16 protein-coding genes and 2 pseudogenes are annotated in these 15,590 nt (G+C 62.4%); 10 read left to right on the top strand and 8 right to left on the bottom strand.

What is annotated here, in order from left to right; genetic code table 11:
• Nucleotides 1-116 precede the first annotated feature (116 nt).
• The 3 genes and pseudogenes from DLM46_RS08985 to DLM46_RS08975 all read right to left on the bottom strand — a co-directional run.
• Nucleotides 117-371 (bottom strand): annotated as a pseudogene (locus tag DLM46_RS08985) (SDR family oxidoreductase); the annotation flags it as partial.
• A 38-nt stretch (nt 372-409) separates the two neighbouring features.
• Nucleotides 410-1,393, bottom strand: coding sequence for an aldo/keto reductase (locus DLM46_RS08980; RefSeq protein WP_115100426.1), 984 nt, complete (start codon nt 1,391-1,393; stop codon nt 410-412).
• Nucleotides 1,394-1,404: 11 nt separating this feature from the next.
• Nucleotides 1,405-1,815 (bottom strand): (R)-mandelonitrile lyase, encoded by a 411-nt coding sequence (locus DLM46_RS08975; RefSeq protein WP_115100425.1) that lies wholly within the window; start codon nt 1,813-1,815, stop codon nt 1,405-1,407.
• Between the two features lie 100 nt (nt 1,816-1,915).
• Here DLM46_RS08975 and DLM46_RS08970 point away from each other — a divergent pair, with 100 nt between their 5' ends.
• The 6 genes from DLM46_RS08970 (at nt 1,916) to DLM46_RS08945 (ending at nt 7,146) form a co-directional block, all read left to right on the top strand.
• A complete protein-coding gene (locus DLM46_RS08970; protein ID WP_115100424.1) occupies nt 1,916-2,809 on the top strand; it encodes a LysR family transcriptional regulator in 894 nt (297 codons plus the stop codon).
• Between the two features lie 91 nt (nt 2,810-2,900).
• The gene (locus tag DLM46_RS08965; protein WP_165847934.1) at nt 2,901-3,755 is read left to right on the top strand and encodes a class I SAM-dependent methyltransferase; all 855 of its coding nucleotides are present in this window, start codon (nt 2,901-2,903) and stop codon (nt 3,753-3,755) included.
• Between the two features lie 441 nt (nt 3,756-4,196).
• Nucleotides 4,197-4,535 carry a septal ring lytic transglycosylase RlpA family protein gene (locus DLM46_RS08960; RefSeq protein WP_115100422.1) on the top strand — a complete coding sequence of 113 codons (339 nt, stop codon included), beginning with the start codon at nt 4,197-4,199 and terminating at the stop codon, nt 4,533-4,535.
• A gap of 208 nt (nt 4,536-4,743) precedes the next feature.
• Nucleotides 4,744-5,175: a hypothetical protein gene (locus DLM46_RS08955; RefSeq protein WP_115100421.1), complete on the top strand. Its 432-nt coding sequence runs from the start codon at nt 4,744-4,746 to the stop codon at nt 5,173-5,175.
• 331 nt (nt 5,176-5,506) lie between these two features.
• A complete protein-coding gene (locus tag DLM46_RS08950; RefSeq protein WP_115100420.1) occupies nt 5,507-6,268 on the top strand; it encodes a basic amino acid ABC transporter substrate-binding protein in 762 nt (253 codons plus the stop codon).
• 95 nt (nt 6,269-6,363) lie between these two features.
• Nucleotides 6,364-7,146 carry an amino acid ABC transporter permease gene (locus DLM46_RS08945; RefSeq protein WP_115100419.1) on the top strand — a complete coding sequence of 261 codons (783 nt, stop codon included), beginning with the start codon at nt 6,364-6,366 and terminating at the stop codon, nt 7,144-7,146.
• A 416-nt stretch (nt 7,147-7,562) separates the two neighbouring features.
• On the opposite strand, the gene DLM46_RS08935 is transcribed toward DLM46_RS08945, so the two are convergent.
• Both DLM46_RS08935 and DLM46_RS08930 read right to left on the bottom strand, forming a co-directional pair.
• Nucleotides 7,563-8,498: an RNA polymerase subunit sigma-70 gene (locus DLM46_RS08935; protein ID WP_165847933.1), complete on the bottom strand. Its 936-nt coding sequence runs from the start codon at nt 8,496-8,498 to the stop codon at nt 7,563-7,565.
• 5 nt (nt 8,499-8,503) lie between these two features.
• Nucleotides 8,504-9,247: an SDR family oxidoreductase gene (locus tag DLM46_RS08930; RefSeq protein WP_165847932.1), complete on the bottom strand. Its 744-nt coding sequence runs from the start codon at nt 9,245-9,247 to the stop codon at nt 8,504-8,506.
• Nucleotides 9,248-9,361: 114 nt separating this feature from the next.
• Between DLM46_RS08930 and DLM46_RS40900 the strand changes: the two are divergent.
• Nucleotides 9,362-9,418, top strand: a pseudogene (locus DLM46_RS40900) (hypothetical protein); the annotation flags it as partial.
• 84 nt (nt 9,419-9,502) lie between these two features.
• On the opposite strand, the gene DLM46_RS08920 reads toward DLM46_RS40900, so the two are convergent.
• Entirely contained in the window at nt 9,503-10,306 is an 804-nt protein-coding gene (locus DLM46_RS08920; RefSeq protein ID WP_115100416.1) for a DeoR/GlpR family DNA-binding transcription regulator, read from the bottom strand.
• A gap of 31 nt (nt 10,307-10,337) precedes the next feature.
• Between DLM46_RS08920 and DLM46_RS08915 the strand changes: the two genes are divergently transcribed.
• The 3 genes from DLM46_RS08915 to DLM46_RS08905 all read left to right on the top strand — a co-directional run bounded on the left by DLM46_RS08915 (nt 10,338) and on the right by DLM46_RS08905 (nt 12,440).
• Nucleotides 10,338-10,931, top strand: a complete 594-nt coding sequence (locus DLM46_RS08915) for an NUDIX domain-containing protein (protein ID WP_115100415.1) — start codon at nt 10,338-10,340, stop codon at nt 10,929-10,931.
• On the top strand, nt 10,931-11,314 hold the full coding sequence (locus tag DLM46_RS08910; RefSeq protein ID WP_115100414.1) for a DUF4406 domain-containing protein: 384 nt from the start codon (nt 10,931-10,933) through the stop codon (nt 11,312-11,314). Before DLM46_RS08915 ends, DLM46_RS08910 begins: the two co-directional genes overlap by 1 nt.
• A 361-nt stretch (nt 11,315-11,675) precedes the next feature.
• A complete protein-coding gene (locus DLM46_RS08905; RefSeq protein ID WP_244306001.1) occupies nt 11,676-12,440 on the top strand; it encodes a class I SAM-dependent methyltransferase in 765 nt (254 codons plus the stop codon).
• Between the two features lie 45 nt (nt 12,441-12,485).
• On the opposite strand, the gene DLM46_RS08900 is transcribed toward DLM46_RS08905, so the two are convergent.
• On the bottom strand, nt 12,486-12,890 hold the full coding sequence (locus tag DLM46_RS08900; protein ID WP_115100412.1) for a hypothetical protein: 405 nt from the start codon (nt 12,888-12,890) through the stop codon (nt 12,486-12,488).
• A gap of 14 nt (nt 12,891-12,904) precedes the next feature.
• Nucleotides 12,905-15,436, bottom strand: coding sequence for a hypothetical protein (locus DLM46_RS08895; protein WP_115100411.1), 2,532 nt, complete (start codon nt 15,434-15,436; stop codon nt 12,905-12,907).
• Nucleotides 15,437-15,590: the final 154 nt, after the last annotated feature.

Raw genomic sequence — 15,590 nt, 5'->3', positions numbered from 1 at the left:
TACAGCGTCAACCTGGCATCGGTCGTGCCGAGCAGCACCCTGTGGTATTGCGGGCCAACTGGCCGTTGGCGCCGAGGATCAGGATCCTTGTCATTCGAGGCCGTTTCTCGTTCGCCTCATAGTTCCTGAGCCGTTGGCCGGAACAGGATCTCGTTCACATCCACGTCCTCCGGCTGCTGGATCGCGAAAGCCACCATGCGGGCGAAGCTGTCCGCGGGAATCGCGAACTTCTCGTAGAAGTCGGCGATGCCTGCGGCCACGTCCGCTTCTGTGACGCTTTGCGGCAGTTCCGATTGCACCGCGCCCGGCGAAATGATCGTCGTGCGGATGTTGTGAGGCTTTACCTCCTGGCGCAGCCCTTCGGAGAGCACGCATCCTTGCGCCAATGAGCGCGTTGGGTGGATACGAGTCACTTGGCGACGCGCGCCTGCAAATGAGCCGGGTAGCGCTCGCCTTGCACGGTGATGTTCGCGAGCTGCGCATCGATATCGCTCAGGTTGCCGGCCGTCAATTCGATCGCAGCACCGCCGACGTTTTCCTTCAGTCGATGCAGCTTCGTCGTGCCGGGAATCGGTGCGATCCACGGCTTTTGCGCGAGCAGCCACGCGAGCGCGACTTGCGCCGGCGTCGCGTTCAGACTAGCGGCAATCTGCTTGACCACGTCGACGAGCGCCTGATTGGCCCTGCGGTTCTCCTCGGAGAAGCGCGGCACGACATTGCGAAAGTCGGATTTGTCGAAGCCGGTGCTTGCGTCGATCGCGCCGGTTAGAAAGCCCTTGCCCAGAGGGCTGAACGGCACGAAGCCGATGCCGAGTTCTTCGAGCAGCGGCAGGATCTCCTTCTCCGGTTCGCGCCACCACAGCGAGTATTCGCTTTGCAGCGCCGCGACCGGTTGCACGGCATGAGCACGGCGGATCGACTGAACGCCCGCTTCCGACATGCCGAAATGCTTGATCTTTCCTTGTTGAATCAGATCTTTGACCGCGCCGGCCACGTCTTCCATCGGCACTTGAGGGTCGACCCGATGCTGATAGAGCAGATCGATGCAATCCGTGCGCAGCCGCTTGAGTGCGGCCTCGGTCACCGCGCGAATATTGTCCGGCTTGCTATTGACACCCTTCTGAACGTCACCGCCTTCGAAGCCGAACTTGGTCGCGATCACAACGTGATCGCGAAACGGCTCCAGCGCCTCGCCCAGCAGTTCTTCATTCGCACCCTGCGCATACGCTTCGGCGGTATCGAAGAAGGTCACGCCTTGCTCGAACGCAGACCGGATGACTTTGATCGCGTCGGCCTTCTCCGTTGCGGGCCCATAGCCATAGCTCAGGCCCATGCAGCCGAGGCCGATCGCCGAGACCTCCAGACCGCTCTTTCCAAGAATACGTTTCTGCATTTTCCAACTCCTTAGCTTGCGGTTACGGCAGCTTGATACTGCTCGTGCGTGACCTTCTCCATCCAATCGACCGGGCTGCCATCGAGCTTTTCAGCAATGGCGATATGTGTCATCGCCGTGTTGGCGGTCGCGCCGTGCCAGTGCTTTTCTCCGGGAGCGATCCAGACGATGTCGCCTGGTCGGATTTCCTCGACCGGTCCGCCATCGCGCTGGACCCAGCCGCAGCCCGCGGTCACGATAAGCGTCTGACCGAGCGGATGCGTATGCCACGCAGTCCGTGCGCCCGGTTCAAATGTCACGGTTGCGCCGCCAATCCGGGCAGGCTCTTCGCCAGCGAATGGCGCGTCGATCCTCACCACCCCGGTGAAATAGTCAGCGGGGCCCGCCGCAGAGGGCTGGGAACCGCATTGGGTGATCTGCATGAGTGTTCCTTGCGTTAGTTGCCTCGACTTTCAATGTAGCAACGCGTCTTCCTTCGATAAAGAGCTAAAATCCGCATGAAGTTAGAAGGTGGACTTATAAATGGCGCGTTCCGATCTATCCGATATCACGGCATTTCTCTGCGTCGCTCGCGAGGGCAGCTTTACCAAGGCCGCCGCGAAGCTCGGCGTTTCGCAGTCGGCGCTTAGCCAGACGGTGCGTAATCTCGAAGCGCGGCTCGGACTCCGGCTTTTGACGAGGACAACACGCAAGATCTCGCCGACCGAAGCGGGCGAACGGCTGATCCAGTCGGTCGGCCCCCGGCTCGATGAGATCGAGGCGGAGCTGAGTGCGCTCACCGCTTTGCGGGATACGCCGGCGGGCACTGTACGCATTGCCGCCGGAGAGTACGCGGCAGAACTGCTGCTGTGGCCGGTGATCGAACGGCTGTTGCCCGACTATCCGGACATAACGATCGAAATCGTAGTCGACAACGGACTCACGGACATCGTCGAACAACGGCTCGACGCAGGCGTGCGGCTGGGAGAACAGGTTGCCAGGGACATGGTTGCCGTTCGCATCGGACCGGACGTGCGCATGGCCGTTGTTGGCACTCCCAGCTATTTCGCCACTCATCCAAAGCCGAAGACGCCGCAGGAATTGACGGCGCATAACTGCATTAACATCCGGTTGCCAACCGCCGGTGGTCTTTACGCGTGGGAGTTCAAGAAAGGCGGGCGCGAGTTGAACGTGCGCGTCGAAGGGCAACTTGTCTTCAATACCGGGACAATGGCAGTGAAAGCCGCGCTTGCCGGAGTCGGTCTCGCCTTTGTTCCCGAACAACGGGTCTTATCGCAGCTCAACAGCGGGGAGCTGCTGCGGGTGCTGTCCGACTGGTGCCCGTCGTTCTCTGGCTTTCACCTGTACTACCCTACCCGCCACCAGCCGACTCCTGCGTTTGTCGTCGTTGCTAATGCGCTGCGCCAAGGGACGTAACTTCCCGGCATCGAATGCAAGCGCCGCGCCGCCGCTTGCTGTACGCTCGGCGAAGCCGCAACGTGCTCACCCGCCTGGTAGGAGAACCCGGATGGCCTCGCCCGAAGAGATCAACGCCGACATGCTTGCCTTCTGGAACGGGAACGGCGGCGACATCTGGGTGGCTCGACAGGAGCACACCGACATCACGCTCGCGCCGGTGACAAACGCCTTGCTTGTCTTTGCCGCTCCGCGTGCCGGCGAACGGGTGGTGGATATCGGCTGTGGTTGTGGCGCGCCCACGCTGGAATTCGCGCGCGCCGCGGGTCCCTCCGGCCGCGTGGCGGGGTTGGACATTTCCGGGCCAATGCTTGCTGAGGGTAAAAGGCGCGCGAGCGCCGCCGGCATCGCCAATGTCGATTGGCGACAGACCGATCCGGCAACGGCCGCGCTGGACGAATACGATTTGCTGATCTCCGCCTTCGGAGTAATGTTCTTCGGCGACCCGGTGGCGGCGTTCGCCAATATGCGCCGCGCCGCCGCTCCGGACGCACGCATGGCGCTCGTGTGCTGGCGCTCGCTGGCCGAAAACCCGTGGATGGAAGTGCCGATGACCGCGGCCGCGCGGCACCTGCCGCCGAGGCCGCAGCCGGTGCCGAACGCTCCCGGAATGTTCGCCTTCGCCGATCGGGACCACGTGACCGAGGTTGTCACGGCGGCCGGTTGGACGCCGCCGCGCTTCGAGAAACTCGACATGGCCCTCGATATCGCCGCCGGCCGCGGGCTGGAGGAGGCGGTGGTTCAGTCGACCCAAATCGGCGCCGTGAACAGTTGGCTGCGCAACCAGCCAGCAGAGATCGTCTCCGCCGCCACCGCCTCTGTTCATGAGGCGCTTGCGCCCTATGCGGACGGTGCGAGTGTGCGATTGCCCGGTGCGATGTGGTTAATCAGCAGCGCGCCTGCCTGAACGAGCCCCGCCACTCAATGGCTTTTTCGCCGAGCGTGAATGCGCCTTTGTCCCTTCTCGGAAGTCCTGCGAAAGATTCCCGGCGTGAATTCCGCGGGTGTTACATAGGGCCGTGACATCGTCGGGACCCTCGCGCGCCATCCCGACGTGACAACGACACGCGATCACCCGCCGGAACGTGATCGTCACGCCACGCTTTCGGGAGCGTCGCGTGTCGCCTAAAATATTGTCAAGGTGTTATGTAGCCCGGACATGCCGCCAACGGGACCTTTTGAAGACCTTTAGAATCACGTCTCATTGACTGACGGATGGTCTATGGTGCTATCACTTCGCTATTTGGGAGTCTTGGGAATCTGCGCTTTGTTCACTGCTTGCGGACAGATTCCGTCCAGGCATGCTGCGTGTGGATCAGATTCCTGTCGCCCTCGGCACGAGCACGCGATGTCGCAATCCGGCGAGGCGTCGTGGTATTCGGCAACGTTCCAGGGGCATCCGACCGCAAACGGAGAACGCTACGATGGCGGCGCGTTGACGGCCGCCCATCGAACACTGCCGCTCGGTACCTATGTGCGCGTCCGATCGTTGGCTACCGGAAAGTCGGTTGTCGTTCGCATCAACGATCGCGGACCCTACGTCAAAGGCCGGATTATCGATCTCTCTTACGCAGCGGCTGAAGCCCTGGGTTTGCCAGACGCGCGCTCGATGCGCGTGCAGGTCGAACGTGTGGAGAAGACACAGACGGGGTCGGCCGAGGACGAAACCTTGGCGACAGAGCGGTGAAGTCCTGGACGGTGCTCTGAGCAGATCGCTTGCTCAAGGCATCGGCAAGACTGCGTAGCAAAGGTTATTCATGACCATTCCCGCGACGGCGCCCGCCGCGGCCGATTAAAGACCATCGACGTGTCTACCCAAATTGACGACAATGTTCCCAAGGAGCGAGTGCCAGTCGTGCTCGTCGTCGGAGACGCCGCTAAATCTGAAAGGAACCATGAGACGGATATTCCTCGCTGCGCTCGCAGCCACCTCTTTCGTGACTTGCGTTCATGCGCAAAGTAACGCGTCCGGCCCGCTCTTCACACCCGCGGGTAAATTGCAATTCGTACGCGTCGACCGCAATTTCGAGGGGACGCTCGACGAGGAAATTTTCGATCGCTTCAGCGCAAGCACGCTCACGCATTTCGACGACGTCGGCAACGCGAATGACAGCGTCACGCGCACGCTCGTGCAAACTGACTCCGGGCCGGTGCTATACGACTTTCGCCAGCATCCGCCACTTGTGCAACGCCTGGGTAAGCGTATGACGGTCAAGCGCGTGTTCTGGCAAGGCGATGAAGTCGTGATGCAAAGCTCGCAAGGCTGGTTCCGATTCAAAGGCGGCGCGCTGACGAAGCTGCAGTCGTCTACGACGACGTACCATTGACTACGCGCTCACCACGAACAAACGAGCCAGCGATGACCTAGGTCGCCTCGCTGCGCACGCCGTTGACTTTTTCCAGGTTGCCTTGATCTCTTGTGGGGTGATCTGCGCCTGTCATCGTGGGATCGGGGTCGGCCCGAATACTGCTCGTCCGTTACCGGTTCGAGGCATTGGACATTTTGCCATCCAAGGCTTTTAGGCTGCATCCTTCGCCACGGATTCCAGGCGTGGCGCATACATGTGGCAGCTTTGGAATCAAAGCGTTTTGGGTTCGGTCTTGCTGACGAAAGCCATATGATTTCCTTCTTTTTTCGTGTCCCGGGGCGATGCCGCTATGAAAAAAATCATTCTCACACTGGCCACCTCGGTGGCCGCTTGTGCTTTTTGGTCTACCGGAGCACAGGCACAAGACCGAGAACTGGTAGTGGCATCGAGTGCCACCTACACACCGTTCGCGTTCGAAAACAAGGACAAGCAGATCGTCGGCTTTGACATCGACATCGTCAATGCCATCGCCAAGCAGCAGCACTTGAAACTGCGTATTGTGAATACGCCGTTCACCAGCATCTTTGCGTCACTCAACAATGGCGATGTCGACTTGGTGATCTCGGGCGTCACCATCAACGACAAGCGCAAGCAGAGTTTTGACTTCTCGGCACCGTATTTCGATGCGCGCCAATTGATTGCCGTGCCCAAGAACAGTCCGGTGAAGTCGTTGAAGGATTTGGACGACAAGAAGGTCTCGGTGGTCAGCGGCTCCACGGCCGACGATGTCATGAGCCGTGAAGTAGGCAAGACCAGTCCCAATATCCGCCGTTTTGAGAGCACGCCGCTCATTGTCTCCGAACTGGCTTCGGGCGGCGTGGATGCGGCTATTGGCGACAACGGTGTCATCGCCTACCGTGTATCGCAGAATCCCGGCCTCAAGACCGTGGAAGATGCGAACTTCCCCAAGGAGTACTACGGCATCGTCGTGCGCAAAGGCGACAAGGCCTTGCTGGCCAAGATCGACGCCGGTCTTGCTGCGATCCGTGCCGATGGCAGCTACAACGTGATCTATAAGAAGTGGTTCAACCAGGACTTCAAGTCGCAGTGATGGTGTGATGCGGCCGCGCGCGCAGGGCCTGGCGCGGGCCGCGGAGCAAACAAGCCCTTGGCCGCGCTGCGGCCCTTTCTTTTTTTAAAGTGAGCATGGAAGACAGCAATCCGATCTTGTGGTTCGGGTGGTTCCGTCCGGACATCCTGGTGGAGTATAAGCAACTGTTCTGGCAAGGCGCGCTGGTCACCGTCGGCACGACCGTGGCCTGTGTGCTGATGGGCTGCGCCTTGGGCCTGCTGTTGGCGCTGGCGCGGCTGGCCGAGGCGAGACATCAGCCGTGGCGGGCGGTGTGCCAATACCTGCTGCGCTGGCCGTCGACCGCCTATGTGAGCTTTTTTCGCGGCACACCGCTGTTCGTGCAGATTTTGCTGATGCATTTTGCGGTGATGCCGGTGTTCATCCATCCGGTGAACGGGCTTTTGATCAGTGGCGATCTGGCTCGCACACTGAAGCAGGATCACGGGGCTCTGATCTCGGGCGTGGTGGCGCTGACGCTGAACTCCGGCGCGTATATCTCGGAAGTATTTCGCGCCGGCATCCAGTCGATTGCACGCGGGCAGAAGCAGGCGAGCCTGTCGCTGGGCATGACGTATGGACAGACGATGCGTTATGTGGTGATCCCGCAGGCGTTCCGGCGCATGCTGCCGCCGCTCGGCAATAACATGATTTCGCTGCTCAAGGACACGTCGTTGGTCTCGGCGATCGGTCTGGGTGAGATGGCCTATGCCGCGCGCACAGTGGCCGGTGCCTACGGCCGCTACTGGGAGCCTTACCTGGCCATAGCCGCAGCGTACTGGCTGATGACGTTCGCGCTGACGATCGGCCTGCACAAGCTGGAGCATCACCTGGCACGAACAGATCGCGTCGCGCACTGACACCGAACGATCAGACCGCACCGGAAAGCTGGGCCATAGGGAAGTAGCAGCATCTGGCATGCATGCGCTTATTCCATGGCTCTCAAGCCGGTTATAGGCATTCCGTGGAGGCGCACGCTTCTCGCAACACGTCGAATCCACATGAAATGGACTCAGTAGGCACTCGTTAGCGGACATTCATTTGGCAAGCTAGGCCGATTCGATCTGCACGGGCCATGCCGGACCGGCTTGAGCGTTTCGACCCAGGCGAGGCGCCGGGCTCACGCAAAACCGGAAGTCGTACTTCATGGCAGACCGGATTAATTTCATCGTCACCGGTGACGAAAAAATCCACTGCAATGGCTGCGAGAGCCATCGGTTCGCCCTGCAACGCATGCCGGGGGTACAACGCGTGGATGCCGCCGACGCGCTATGCATCAGCCCGTCGGCGGCAGGCCGAAAGCCGCAAACAGGCTCGCGCCGAGCGGTGGGGCATAGAGGACGACTTCGCCGACCTGTCCGCTGCCAGCCAGGACATGCAGGGAATGCGGCAGATAAGCCGCGTCGCCGCGGCGGGCGTAGACGGCCGCCGCCGGCTGCCCGTTGGCGACGACGGCCACAGCGCGGAAGCCGACATAGCGCGGCCAGACGCCGGTCATGAAGCGCGCCACCTCGTCGCGGCCGGTGAATGTGCGGTGCCACGGCGGCATGGTTAGCACGATATCCCTGTGCAACAGGCCGATCAGCGCACCGACATTGCCCGCGTTCCAGGCGTCGACATAGGCCTCCACCGGTGCGTCTTCCGCCGCCACGACATCCTGCAGCGGCAGGGCGGTCCGCGCCCGTTGCAGGGCGCTGCGAGCCGCCGCCACGCTGATGCCGAGCGCGGCCGCCGCCTCCGCCGCCGTCATGCCCACGCCGTCGTGCAGCAGCAGCACGGCGCGGGCGCGCGGTGGCAGCCCGTGTAGCAGCGAGACGAAGGCCAGCCGGATGTCCTGCCCGCGCTCGGGGCCGCTCGGCGGAACCCCGCCCGGCCACGGTTCGACCCACGGATCCGTCCCCGGCTCGACCTCATCGAGGCTGGGGCCGAACAGGGTTTGCCGCCGCCGGCGCGTGCGCAGGGCGTCGAGGCAGACGCGGGTGGCGATGCTGTAAAGCCACGGCCGCCCCGCCGCCCCGTCGCGTAAGCTGGCGAATTCGCGCCAGCCGCGCAGCAGGGTCTCCTGGACGCAGTCCTCGGCGTCCTGCACGCCGCCCATCATGCGATAGCAATGGCGCTTCAGCTCGCTGCGCATGGCGCCGGCCAGGGCGGAAAAGGCGCCTGACGCATCGGGCACGCCTGAAGCATCGGGAACGGTGGTCGAAGTCTCCATTCGCATCAGCTTAGCGCCGCGACGCCATCGGCGGAAACGATAAAATTGCCGCCCGGCGGCGCCTCCCCGATCAGGTCGAGCAGCACGTCGGCGACTTGCTGCGGCGTCTGCCCCGGCCCCATTGCCTCGAGGAACGCGGCTTCGCTGGTGCCGTTAAAGGCGGCATAGCCCTTGACCGCCGCCGCGCCGATGTCCGTCTGCGGCATGAGGCGCGCTGGGGCCAGCGACAGGAACCGCAGGTCGAGGCCAGTGCGGTCGGCCGCCTTCTGGGCATAGCCGGTCATGAAAATCTGCATCTGTTTGGCGCCGGCATAGCCGCCGGAAATCGGCGAGCCCTGGCGCACGGCGCCGCTGGTGATCGTGACGACGGTAGCGCCCGGCGGCAGGGGCCGCTTCAGCGCCGCTTGCAGGAAATGGAAGCTCATGCGCACATCGTTGTTCCAGTTGCCGCTGAACGCCTCCCAGTCGACCTCGGGGAAGGGGCGGCATGGCGGTATGGCGCCGCCGCACAGGATCAGGATGCGCGGCGCCTGGATGGCGAACACGCGGTCCGGCGCATCGGCCGCCGACGCGTCGCAGGCCAGCACCGCCACGCCCGGCAGGTCGCGCGCCACGGCGTCGAGGCCGGCCTGCCCCCGCGCCACAACCAGCACCTGCGCGCCGAGACGATGAAAGGTTTCGGCCAGCACGCGGCCGAGACCGCGGCTAGCGCCGATGAGGGTGACGGGGGTACGGGACAAATTGGCCATTGCGGGCTCCTCCATGTTAGTAACGTGGAGTAAGACGTCCCAGCGCCCGGTCATGCATCGCACCGGCCGAAATTATTTTCAGCGCCTGGCGCTTAGGGGCGAGTCGCGCGGCCGCTGAATATGTCGCTGGCCGCCGTCTCGAAGCATCTCAAGCTACTCGAAAACGCGGGCTTGGTTCATCGAACGGTGGATCAACCGCGGAGCGGCCCGAACGCGCTGACCTCGGTCACGCGCACAACAGAGCAATCGCCCGTGCTAAGCACGCAAAACGCTTACGCCCGCCGCCTCAATCGGTCTCGTCAATTCCGCACTGCATTGCGCTTCGACGACGATGGTTTGCGCGAGCGTAATGTCCCCGATGACAAACCGGGAGGCCGCGTTTAGTTTCGATGACGACGCGAGCACGACCGTCTCTGCAGAGCGCGCAGCGAGCGCACGTTTGATCGCAGCTTCCTCGAAGTCCCCCGTGCTCAAACCCGCTGTCGCGTGAACGCCAGTCACACCCATGAAGTACAGGTCGGCGTGGATGCGTGAGATCCCCTCCATCGCGGCCGCACCGACCGCGACGACCGAATGCTTAAATAGCAATCCGCCAATCAGAATCACTTCAACCGTCGCGTGATCGGCGAGTGCCACGGCGACGCTCGGACTGTGCGTAACGATCGTCGCGCGTAAATCCGGCGGAAGCGCCTTGACGAGCAAGGCCGATGTCGTTCCCCCGTCAACGATCACGGTCTGTCCTGGCGCGATCATGCTGGCGGCGCGACGCGCAATCTTTTCTTTCGCTGTCGACTCGATATCTTGACGCACCCCGAATGGCGCGATCGCTGGAGACACCGGCAGCGCACCGCCGTGCACGCGTTGCAGACGACCCTCGGCCGCGAGTTCACGCAGGTCGCGCCGAATTGTGTCTTCGGATACGCCGAATTCCTCGCTCAGCTTGCCGGCCAACACCTGACCGTCACGCGCAAGTACATCGAGAATCGCCTTCTTTCGTTGGGTCGTCAGCATGGGATTGCACGAAATATCTTGATATTGCACGAATCTGCACGATACCATGAACGCTCTTCACGCGTCGACAGGAGACACCATGGCGTTGACCCGAGATCGCGTTCGCGTCGTTGATACGACGGTGCTGTCGAACGACTGGTACACACTTAAGAAAGTCACATTCGATTTCCTGCGTCGCGACGGCACGTGGCAACGTCAAAGCCGCGAGACTTACGACCGCGGAAATGGCGCGACGATGCTGCTGCATAACCGACAAACGGGCAATGTCGTGCTCACGCGTCAATTCCGCATGCCGGTATTCGTGAACGGGCACGACGGCATGCTGATAGAAGCACCCGCTGGACTGCTCGACGATGCGAGTCCGGAGGCACGCATCCGCCATGAGGTAGAGGAAGAAACCGGATTTCGCGTTCGCGACGTGCGCAAGGTTTTCGAGGCATATATGAGCCCTGGGTCGGTAACGGAGAAGCTTTACTTCTTCATCGGCGAATACGACTCCTCGATGCGAGTAAGCGACGGTGGCGGTGTCAAAGACGAGGGCGAGGATCTGGAAGTCATGGAAATGCCGCTGCAAACGGCGTTGCGACTGATCGACGAAGGGAAAATCGTCGACGGCAAGACGATCATGCTCTTGCAGCATGTCGCGTTGCTCGAACGTGCGGAGCAACGCTAATGAATCCCCAACTCATCCTTATCGCCGGACCGTTTCGCAGTGGCACGGATGGCGTGCCAGCCCGCATCGCAAAGAATTTGTCGCGGCTCGAGTGCGCCGCACTGGCCGTCTACGAGCGCGGGCACGTTCCCGTGATTGGCGAATGGCTATCGCTGCCGTTGGCCCGCGCGGCGGGATCGCAGCGCACGGGTGACGAAATCAGCGAAACGTTTCTTTATCCGGCAGCGCATCGTCTGCTCCGACAATGCGATGCGATCCTGCGTATCGAGGGTGAATCGTCCGGTGCCGACGCGGACGTGGCTCTCGGCCGAGCGTTGGGTTTGCGGATCTACTATGGTTTGGGGGAGATACCCGTAGCGTCTGACGGTGAACGCAATGGTTGAATGCTGACCAGAGCTAGTTTCATCAATGATGATTTTCGCCGCAAGCGGTCATTCGTAGAACTCAACCGTCTGACCGCTCGCCCAAGAAGCAGACGCATACGCGGAAATTCCAAATGGCACTTGGCCGTAGCCGACCCGATACCCTTGCTGTATCGACTAAAGGTATGCCAATAGTTGAAGCGCGCGCCAGGAATCCAGCACGAGTTACTCCATCTCCCCACCTTGGTCCAGTCGATTTGCACCCTCCTCCACCACGAACTACTCTGACGGGTGGAATGCCAACGATCTTCTCCCTGATAGTGTCCAACGCTTTCCCGTGGAGGTCCCCATGCCTGACGATCCCTTTGCCGAACTGAAGACGTTGCAGCGCGAAGCCTGGGCAGTCTTTGTGCCGCTGGAAGCGGTTACGACGATGCCGGCGGCTGAATTGGTCCGCCATGCGCGTGTGTTTCCACAGCAATCGGTACTCGACGTCGGTTGCGGCACTGGTGTGGTCGCGCTGACCGCTGCGCGCCTCGGCGCCCGGGTATGTGGCCTGGATCTGGCACCGGCACTGATCGAGCACGCGAAGCAGAATGCCGCACTCGCCGACGTCGAGATCGATTTCCGGGAAGGCGACGTCGAGGCGCTGCCCTATGACGATGCCAGCTTCGACGTAGTGCTAAGTCAATTCGGCCACATGTTCGCACCACGGCCCGAAGTGGCGATTGCGGAAATGCTGCGCGTACTAAAACCGGGCGGCACCATCGCGTTTTCGACCTGGCCACCGGAACACTTTGTCGGCCAGATGTTCGCACTGGTTGGCAAATACCAGCCGCCGCCCCCGGGCGCAGCGCCCCCGCCGCAATGGGGCGACCCGAATATTGTCCGTCAGCGGCTGGGCGAGACGGTCGCTGACATCGTGTTCGACCGCGGCGTGATGTGCTTTCCGACACTAAGCCCACAGCACTACCGAAAAGCTTTGGAGGAGACACTTGGGCCGGTCGTAAAGCTGGTGCAGACCTTGCAACGTGATGCGTCCAGGCTGGCGGCCTTCCGCGCCGAGCTGGACGGCTACATCGGCCGCCACCTGGAAAACAACATGCTGCGGCAGCACTATCTGATGACACGCGCGATCAAACGCTAATTCAGCGTCTTGCAAGGGCTGTGGCGGGAAGCCTTCCTTCTGAGGCTAGCGGCCGGCAGCCGTTTTCCACTGCAGTCGCAGCTTCGTTTTCTGTTCCGGCTGCGGAGCACCGGAGCCGGCACGTCCCAACGCGAGACGTGCATCTTCCGGCAGCGTAGTCGAACCCGGCGCAAAAAAACGATACCGGTGCGGGCCCAGCTTCTCGCTGTCGACGATAGGCACTTCTCCAACGAACAACGCTGGTCCGGTGCCCGCGATCGCGAAGTCACCATCGGTCTCGACATCGATTTCGATGACGTCGGTTTCGAAATACTCGCTGCCTTGCGTCACGAAGCGCCTCGGCTTCTCCTGCCGTACGCGGCTGGCAATCGCCGTCTTGAGTTTCGGCAGCGAGATCGGTTTTTCCTCTCGCGATGGCTCGCGGGCCGCACCGTCGTTGGGAAGTGTCATGTTCGTCTCCGCATCTACACGATCTGAAGATCTTCGAACGCCAGCGCCCGGGCGTTCTTGCGCTTCAGTCGCAACAGGATTGCCCGCACGCTCTTATCGCGCCGGCCGAGCGCGAAGCAGCGAACGGGAAAGCGCAACGTCGATGGCATGCTCTTCGTCATGCTGCCACGATCGAACGGTAGCGGCACACCGCCGACATCATCCGAATCGACCCACTGGATCGTTCCGCCGGACAGCTCGAGCCCCAATTCGAAGCCTGTCGCGGCCGTGGGAAAGCTGCCGTCGAAGACGTCGGCTACGCGAATCCAGACTTCCTGGTTGGTGAGATGCGTCTTTGCCGGCAGCTGCGAGCGGAAAGTGCCGTTGGTCTTCTTCGGTTTCGCCACCATGCCGACGGAGTCGCCATAGAACGAGTTGTTGTAGCGATTGGCCGCGGTCTGGCTCAGGCCGTATTCGCCGGCCGCAAGTCCGCTCTGGCTCGTTGGTTGGCCCAGGTTGTTCTTTGGGATCCAGTTGTTCTGCTGTTGACCGTCGACGGTGAGGCTCTTGACCCACTGGAATGAGAGATGGACCAGCGCGGTCGGCGCGGCCGGCGGCTGCTCGTTGCCGGTGAGAAATCCGACCGTGCCGTGCCCGGCAAGCACGCTGCGGAAGAACGCGCAGCCATAGATGAGCAGCACCCTCTCGTGATCCGGGCGCGACATCGTCGGTAGCGTGCCGCCATTGTCGTTCAGAAGCCATTGCCGGTTGAAGAAGTTGTGGCAGGCGTTGTGCACGTAGAGCTGCGACTTGAAAGCTGGCGGCAGGCAGCGGTCGTAGTACTTGGCACCGTCGTTGTTCTGCACGTCGCCGTCGGCAGCGGGCAGCAGCGTCTGGAATTCGTAGCCGGTTGGCGGGCCGCTTGTCGCACCCCAGTCGGTCGGCGCCAGCGAGAGGACGGCGAGCACGACCGCATTGGCCGGCTTGCTGGCTCGGACCGGCGCAATCACCACGGCTTCGCCGCCTCGCGAGTGGCCCATCAGTCCGACCTTGCTGAAGTCGAGCTTGTTCTTGAGCAGCGGATCAGTGCCGTTCAGCGCCTGGAAGTGCGCGATCGACGCGTTGATCAGATCGGCGCGGTCAAGGATGTTGCCGGCGCCTGCCGTGTTGCCGTTGAGCTCGTTGCAATCGACCGAGATCGCGGCGAAACCCATCTTGGCGAGCGCATTCTGAAAGTAGTCATAGCCGAGATAACTCGGATCCGCCGGCGAATGGTTACCGTGGGCCATGAAGATCAACGGTACCGGACCGCGTTTGGCGCGGCGCTTGTTGAACGGCTGGCCGCTGCCGTCGTCTTCGGCCGGGTAGAAGACGTTGCCGCGTACATGCAGCGTTTGCCCATCGATCGAGACGGTGCCGCCGTCGTAGTCAGTGAAGCCGACAGGAAACAGGTCGAGTGCGGAAGGATCGAACGTCACCGGCGGGGCCACGCACAGGCATTGCAGCTCTTGCGCCAGGTGGCTCACGCAGGTGCCGACCTGCTGGACCACGTCGACGACGTCGCCGTGCTGGACAGGCGCTTTCAGCAAAACGGTCGGCCCCCCGCCTTCGCCGGCCTTCACGTGATTGACATACACCTTCACCGTTGCGCCCGTCGCGATCTGAGTGACCGTGACAAACTGGTCGCTGCATTGAACGGCCGCCACCTGCGGTGCGGGCAGAGCAGAGCATGGCAGGACGGTGGTGCCGCCCGGGTTGCTGGGCGGGTTGCCCGGGCACATGCGTTGCACGACCGACAGTGAGTCGCCGGTATTGAGCGGCGCCGGCAACCCAACCAGGTGTGCGTAGCCCCAGGTACGCCAGACGCCGAGTGAGGCGCCGTTGAGCGACAGCTCGAAGCGGGCGCCATTCACTAGATTGTTGATGCGGATCTGCTGCGCGCCCGCGTATGCCGCGTCGATGCCAGGGGTGGGAAGCGGATTGGGCGGAGCGATGGTGTCGTAGGCCAGGGAGGGTGGACTCGGGTCCTTGCACATCATCGCCCACGCGCGCACCTGCTGGCCGAGGCCGTAGTCGGGCGTCACGTTGATGCCCTGATGAGGTGCTGCCCCCTTGACCTTGCCGACTTCGACGCCGTCGGCGGTGATCCATACATCGCAACCGGTCAACAGATTGTTGACCCCCGTGCGTGAGCCGCACTGGTAAACCGGCGCCGGATCGATCTGCGGTCGCGGTGGCCCGTCGGGAAAGTCCTGCGTGTGGTCACGTACGGTCACGGCAACGGACCAGCCGCTCGTCAAGCCGTTCGCCTTCTGCCGCGCGCGAATGACGTCGCCAGCCGCGAGCGCGGCCGGTAGGCTGAGGATCGCTCCCTGCGGTTGTGGAAAGCCGCCCGGCACGCCGCTCAAGAAAAGCGCGCCGTTGCGTTCAACATCGAGCGTGGCCCCGGGATCGAACCCGAGGATCACCAGCGCTTTAGCGCACTGATACAGCGGCTCGCCGACGACAGGGGGTGACAGAAAGCGCGTTTCCTTGAGCTTGAGCCGCTCGGTCGGTACTTCGGCCATGGTGCCGGTCCCCCCTGTGCCTGAGATTGCAGCGGTCCGCGTGGGCGACCTTATCGCCGGCCCCGAACCGAACTCCGTTCTCACGTCGTTGCCGACGAACGCTGGCGACGCGCCAAATCCTCAATGAGTTTAGGCGGTACGCCACGACACTTCC

Source organism: Paraburkholderia lacunae (genome assembly GCF_003353175.1).
GTDB lineage: Bacteria > Pseudomonadota > Gammaproteobacteria > Burkholderiales > Burkholderiaceae > Paraburkholderia > Paraburkholderia lacunae.
This window is presented reverse-complemented; position numbering and strand designations above follow the sequence as displayed.

Excerpts from the sequence above, each read along its gene's own strand:
- DLM46_RS08915 (WP_115100415.1), top strand. The coding sequence starts at position 10,338 with ATGGCGTTGACCCGAGATCGCGTTCGCGTCGTTGATACGACGGTGCTG.
- DLM46_RS08965 (WP_165847934.1), top strand. The coding sequence starts at position 2,901 with ATGGCCTCGCCCGAAGAGATCAACGCCGACATGCTTGCCTTCTGGAAC.
- DLM46_RS08935 (WP_165847933.1), bottom strand. The coding sequence starts at position 8,498 with ATGGAGACTTCGACCACCGTTCCCGATGCTTCAGGCGTGCCCGATGCG.
- DLM46_RS08930 (WP_165847932.1), bottom strand. The coding sequence starts at position 9,247 with ATGGCCAATTTGTCCCGTACCCCCGTCACCCTCATCGGCGCTAGCCGC.
- DLM46_RS08975 (WP_115100425.1), bottom strand. The coding sequence starts at position 1,815 with ATGCAGATCACCCAATGCGGTTCCCAGCCCTCTGCGGCGGGCCCCGCT.
- DLM46_RS08970 (WP_115100424.1), top strand. The coding sequence starts at position 1,916 with ATGGCGCGTTCCGATCTATCCGATATCACGGCATTTCTCTGCGTCGCT.
- DLM46_RS08955 (WP_115100421.1), top strand. The coding sequence starts at position 4,744 with ATGAGACGGATATTCCTCGCTGCGCTCGCAGCCACCTCTTTCGTGACT.
- DLM46_RS08960 (WP_115100422.1), top strand. The coding sequence starts at position 4,197 with ATGTCGCAATCCGGCGAGGCGTCGTGGTATTCGGCAACGTTCCAGGGG.
- DLM46_RS08920 (WP_115100416.1), bottom strand. The coding sequence starts at position 10,306 with ATGGTATCGTGCAGATTCGTGCAATATCAAGATATTTCGTGCAATCCC.
- DLM46_RS08950 (WP_115100420.1), top strand. The coding sequence starts at position 5,507 with ATGAAAAAAATCATTCTCACACTGGCCACCTCGGTGGCCGCTTGTGCT.
- DLM46_RS08900 (WP_115100412.1), bottom strand. The coding sequence starts at position 12,890 with ATGACACTTCCCAACGACGGTGCGGCCCGCGAGCCATCGCGAGAGGAA.
- DLM46_RS08895 (WP_115100411.1), bottom strand. The coding sequence starts at position 15,436 with ATGGCCGAAGTACCGACCGAGCGGCTCAAGCTCAAGGAAACGCGCTTT.
- DLM46_RS08910 (WP_115100414.1), top strand. The coding sequence starts at position 10,931 with ATGAATCCCCAACTCATCCTTATCGCCGGACCGTTTCGCAGTGGCACG.
- DLM46_RS08980 (WP_115100426.1), bottom strand. The coding sequence starts at position 1,393 with ATGCAGAAACGTATTCTTGGAAAGAGCGGTCTGGAGGTCTCGGCGATC.
- DLM46_RS08945 (WP_115100419.1), top strand. The coding sequence starts at position 6,364 with ATGGAAGACAGCAATCCGATCTTGTGGTTCGGGTGGTTCCGTCCGGAC.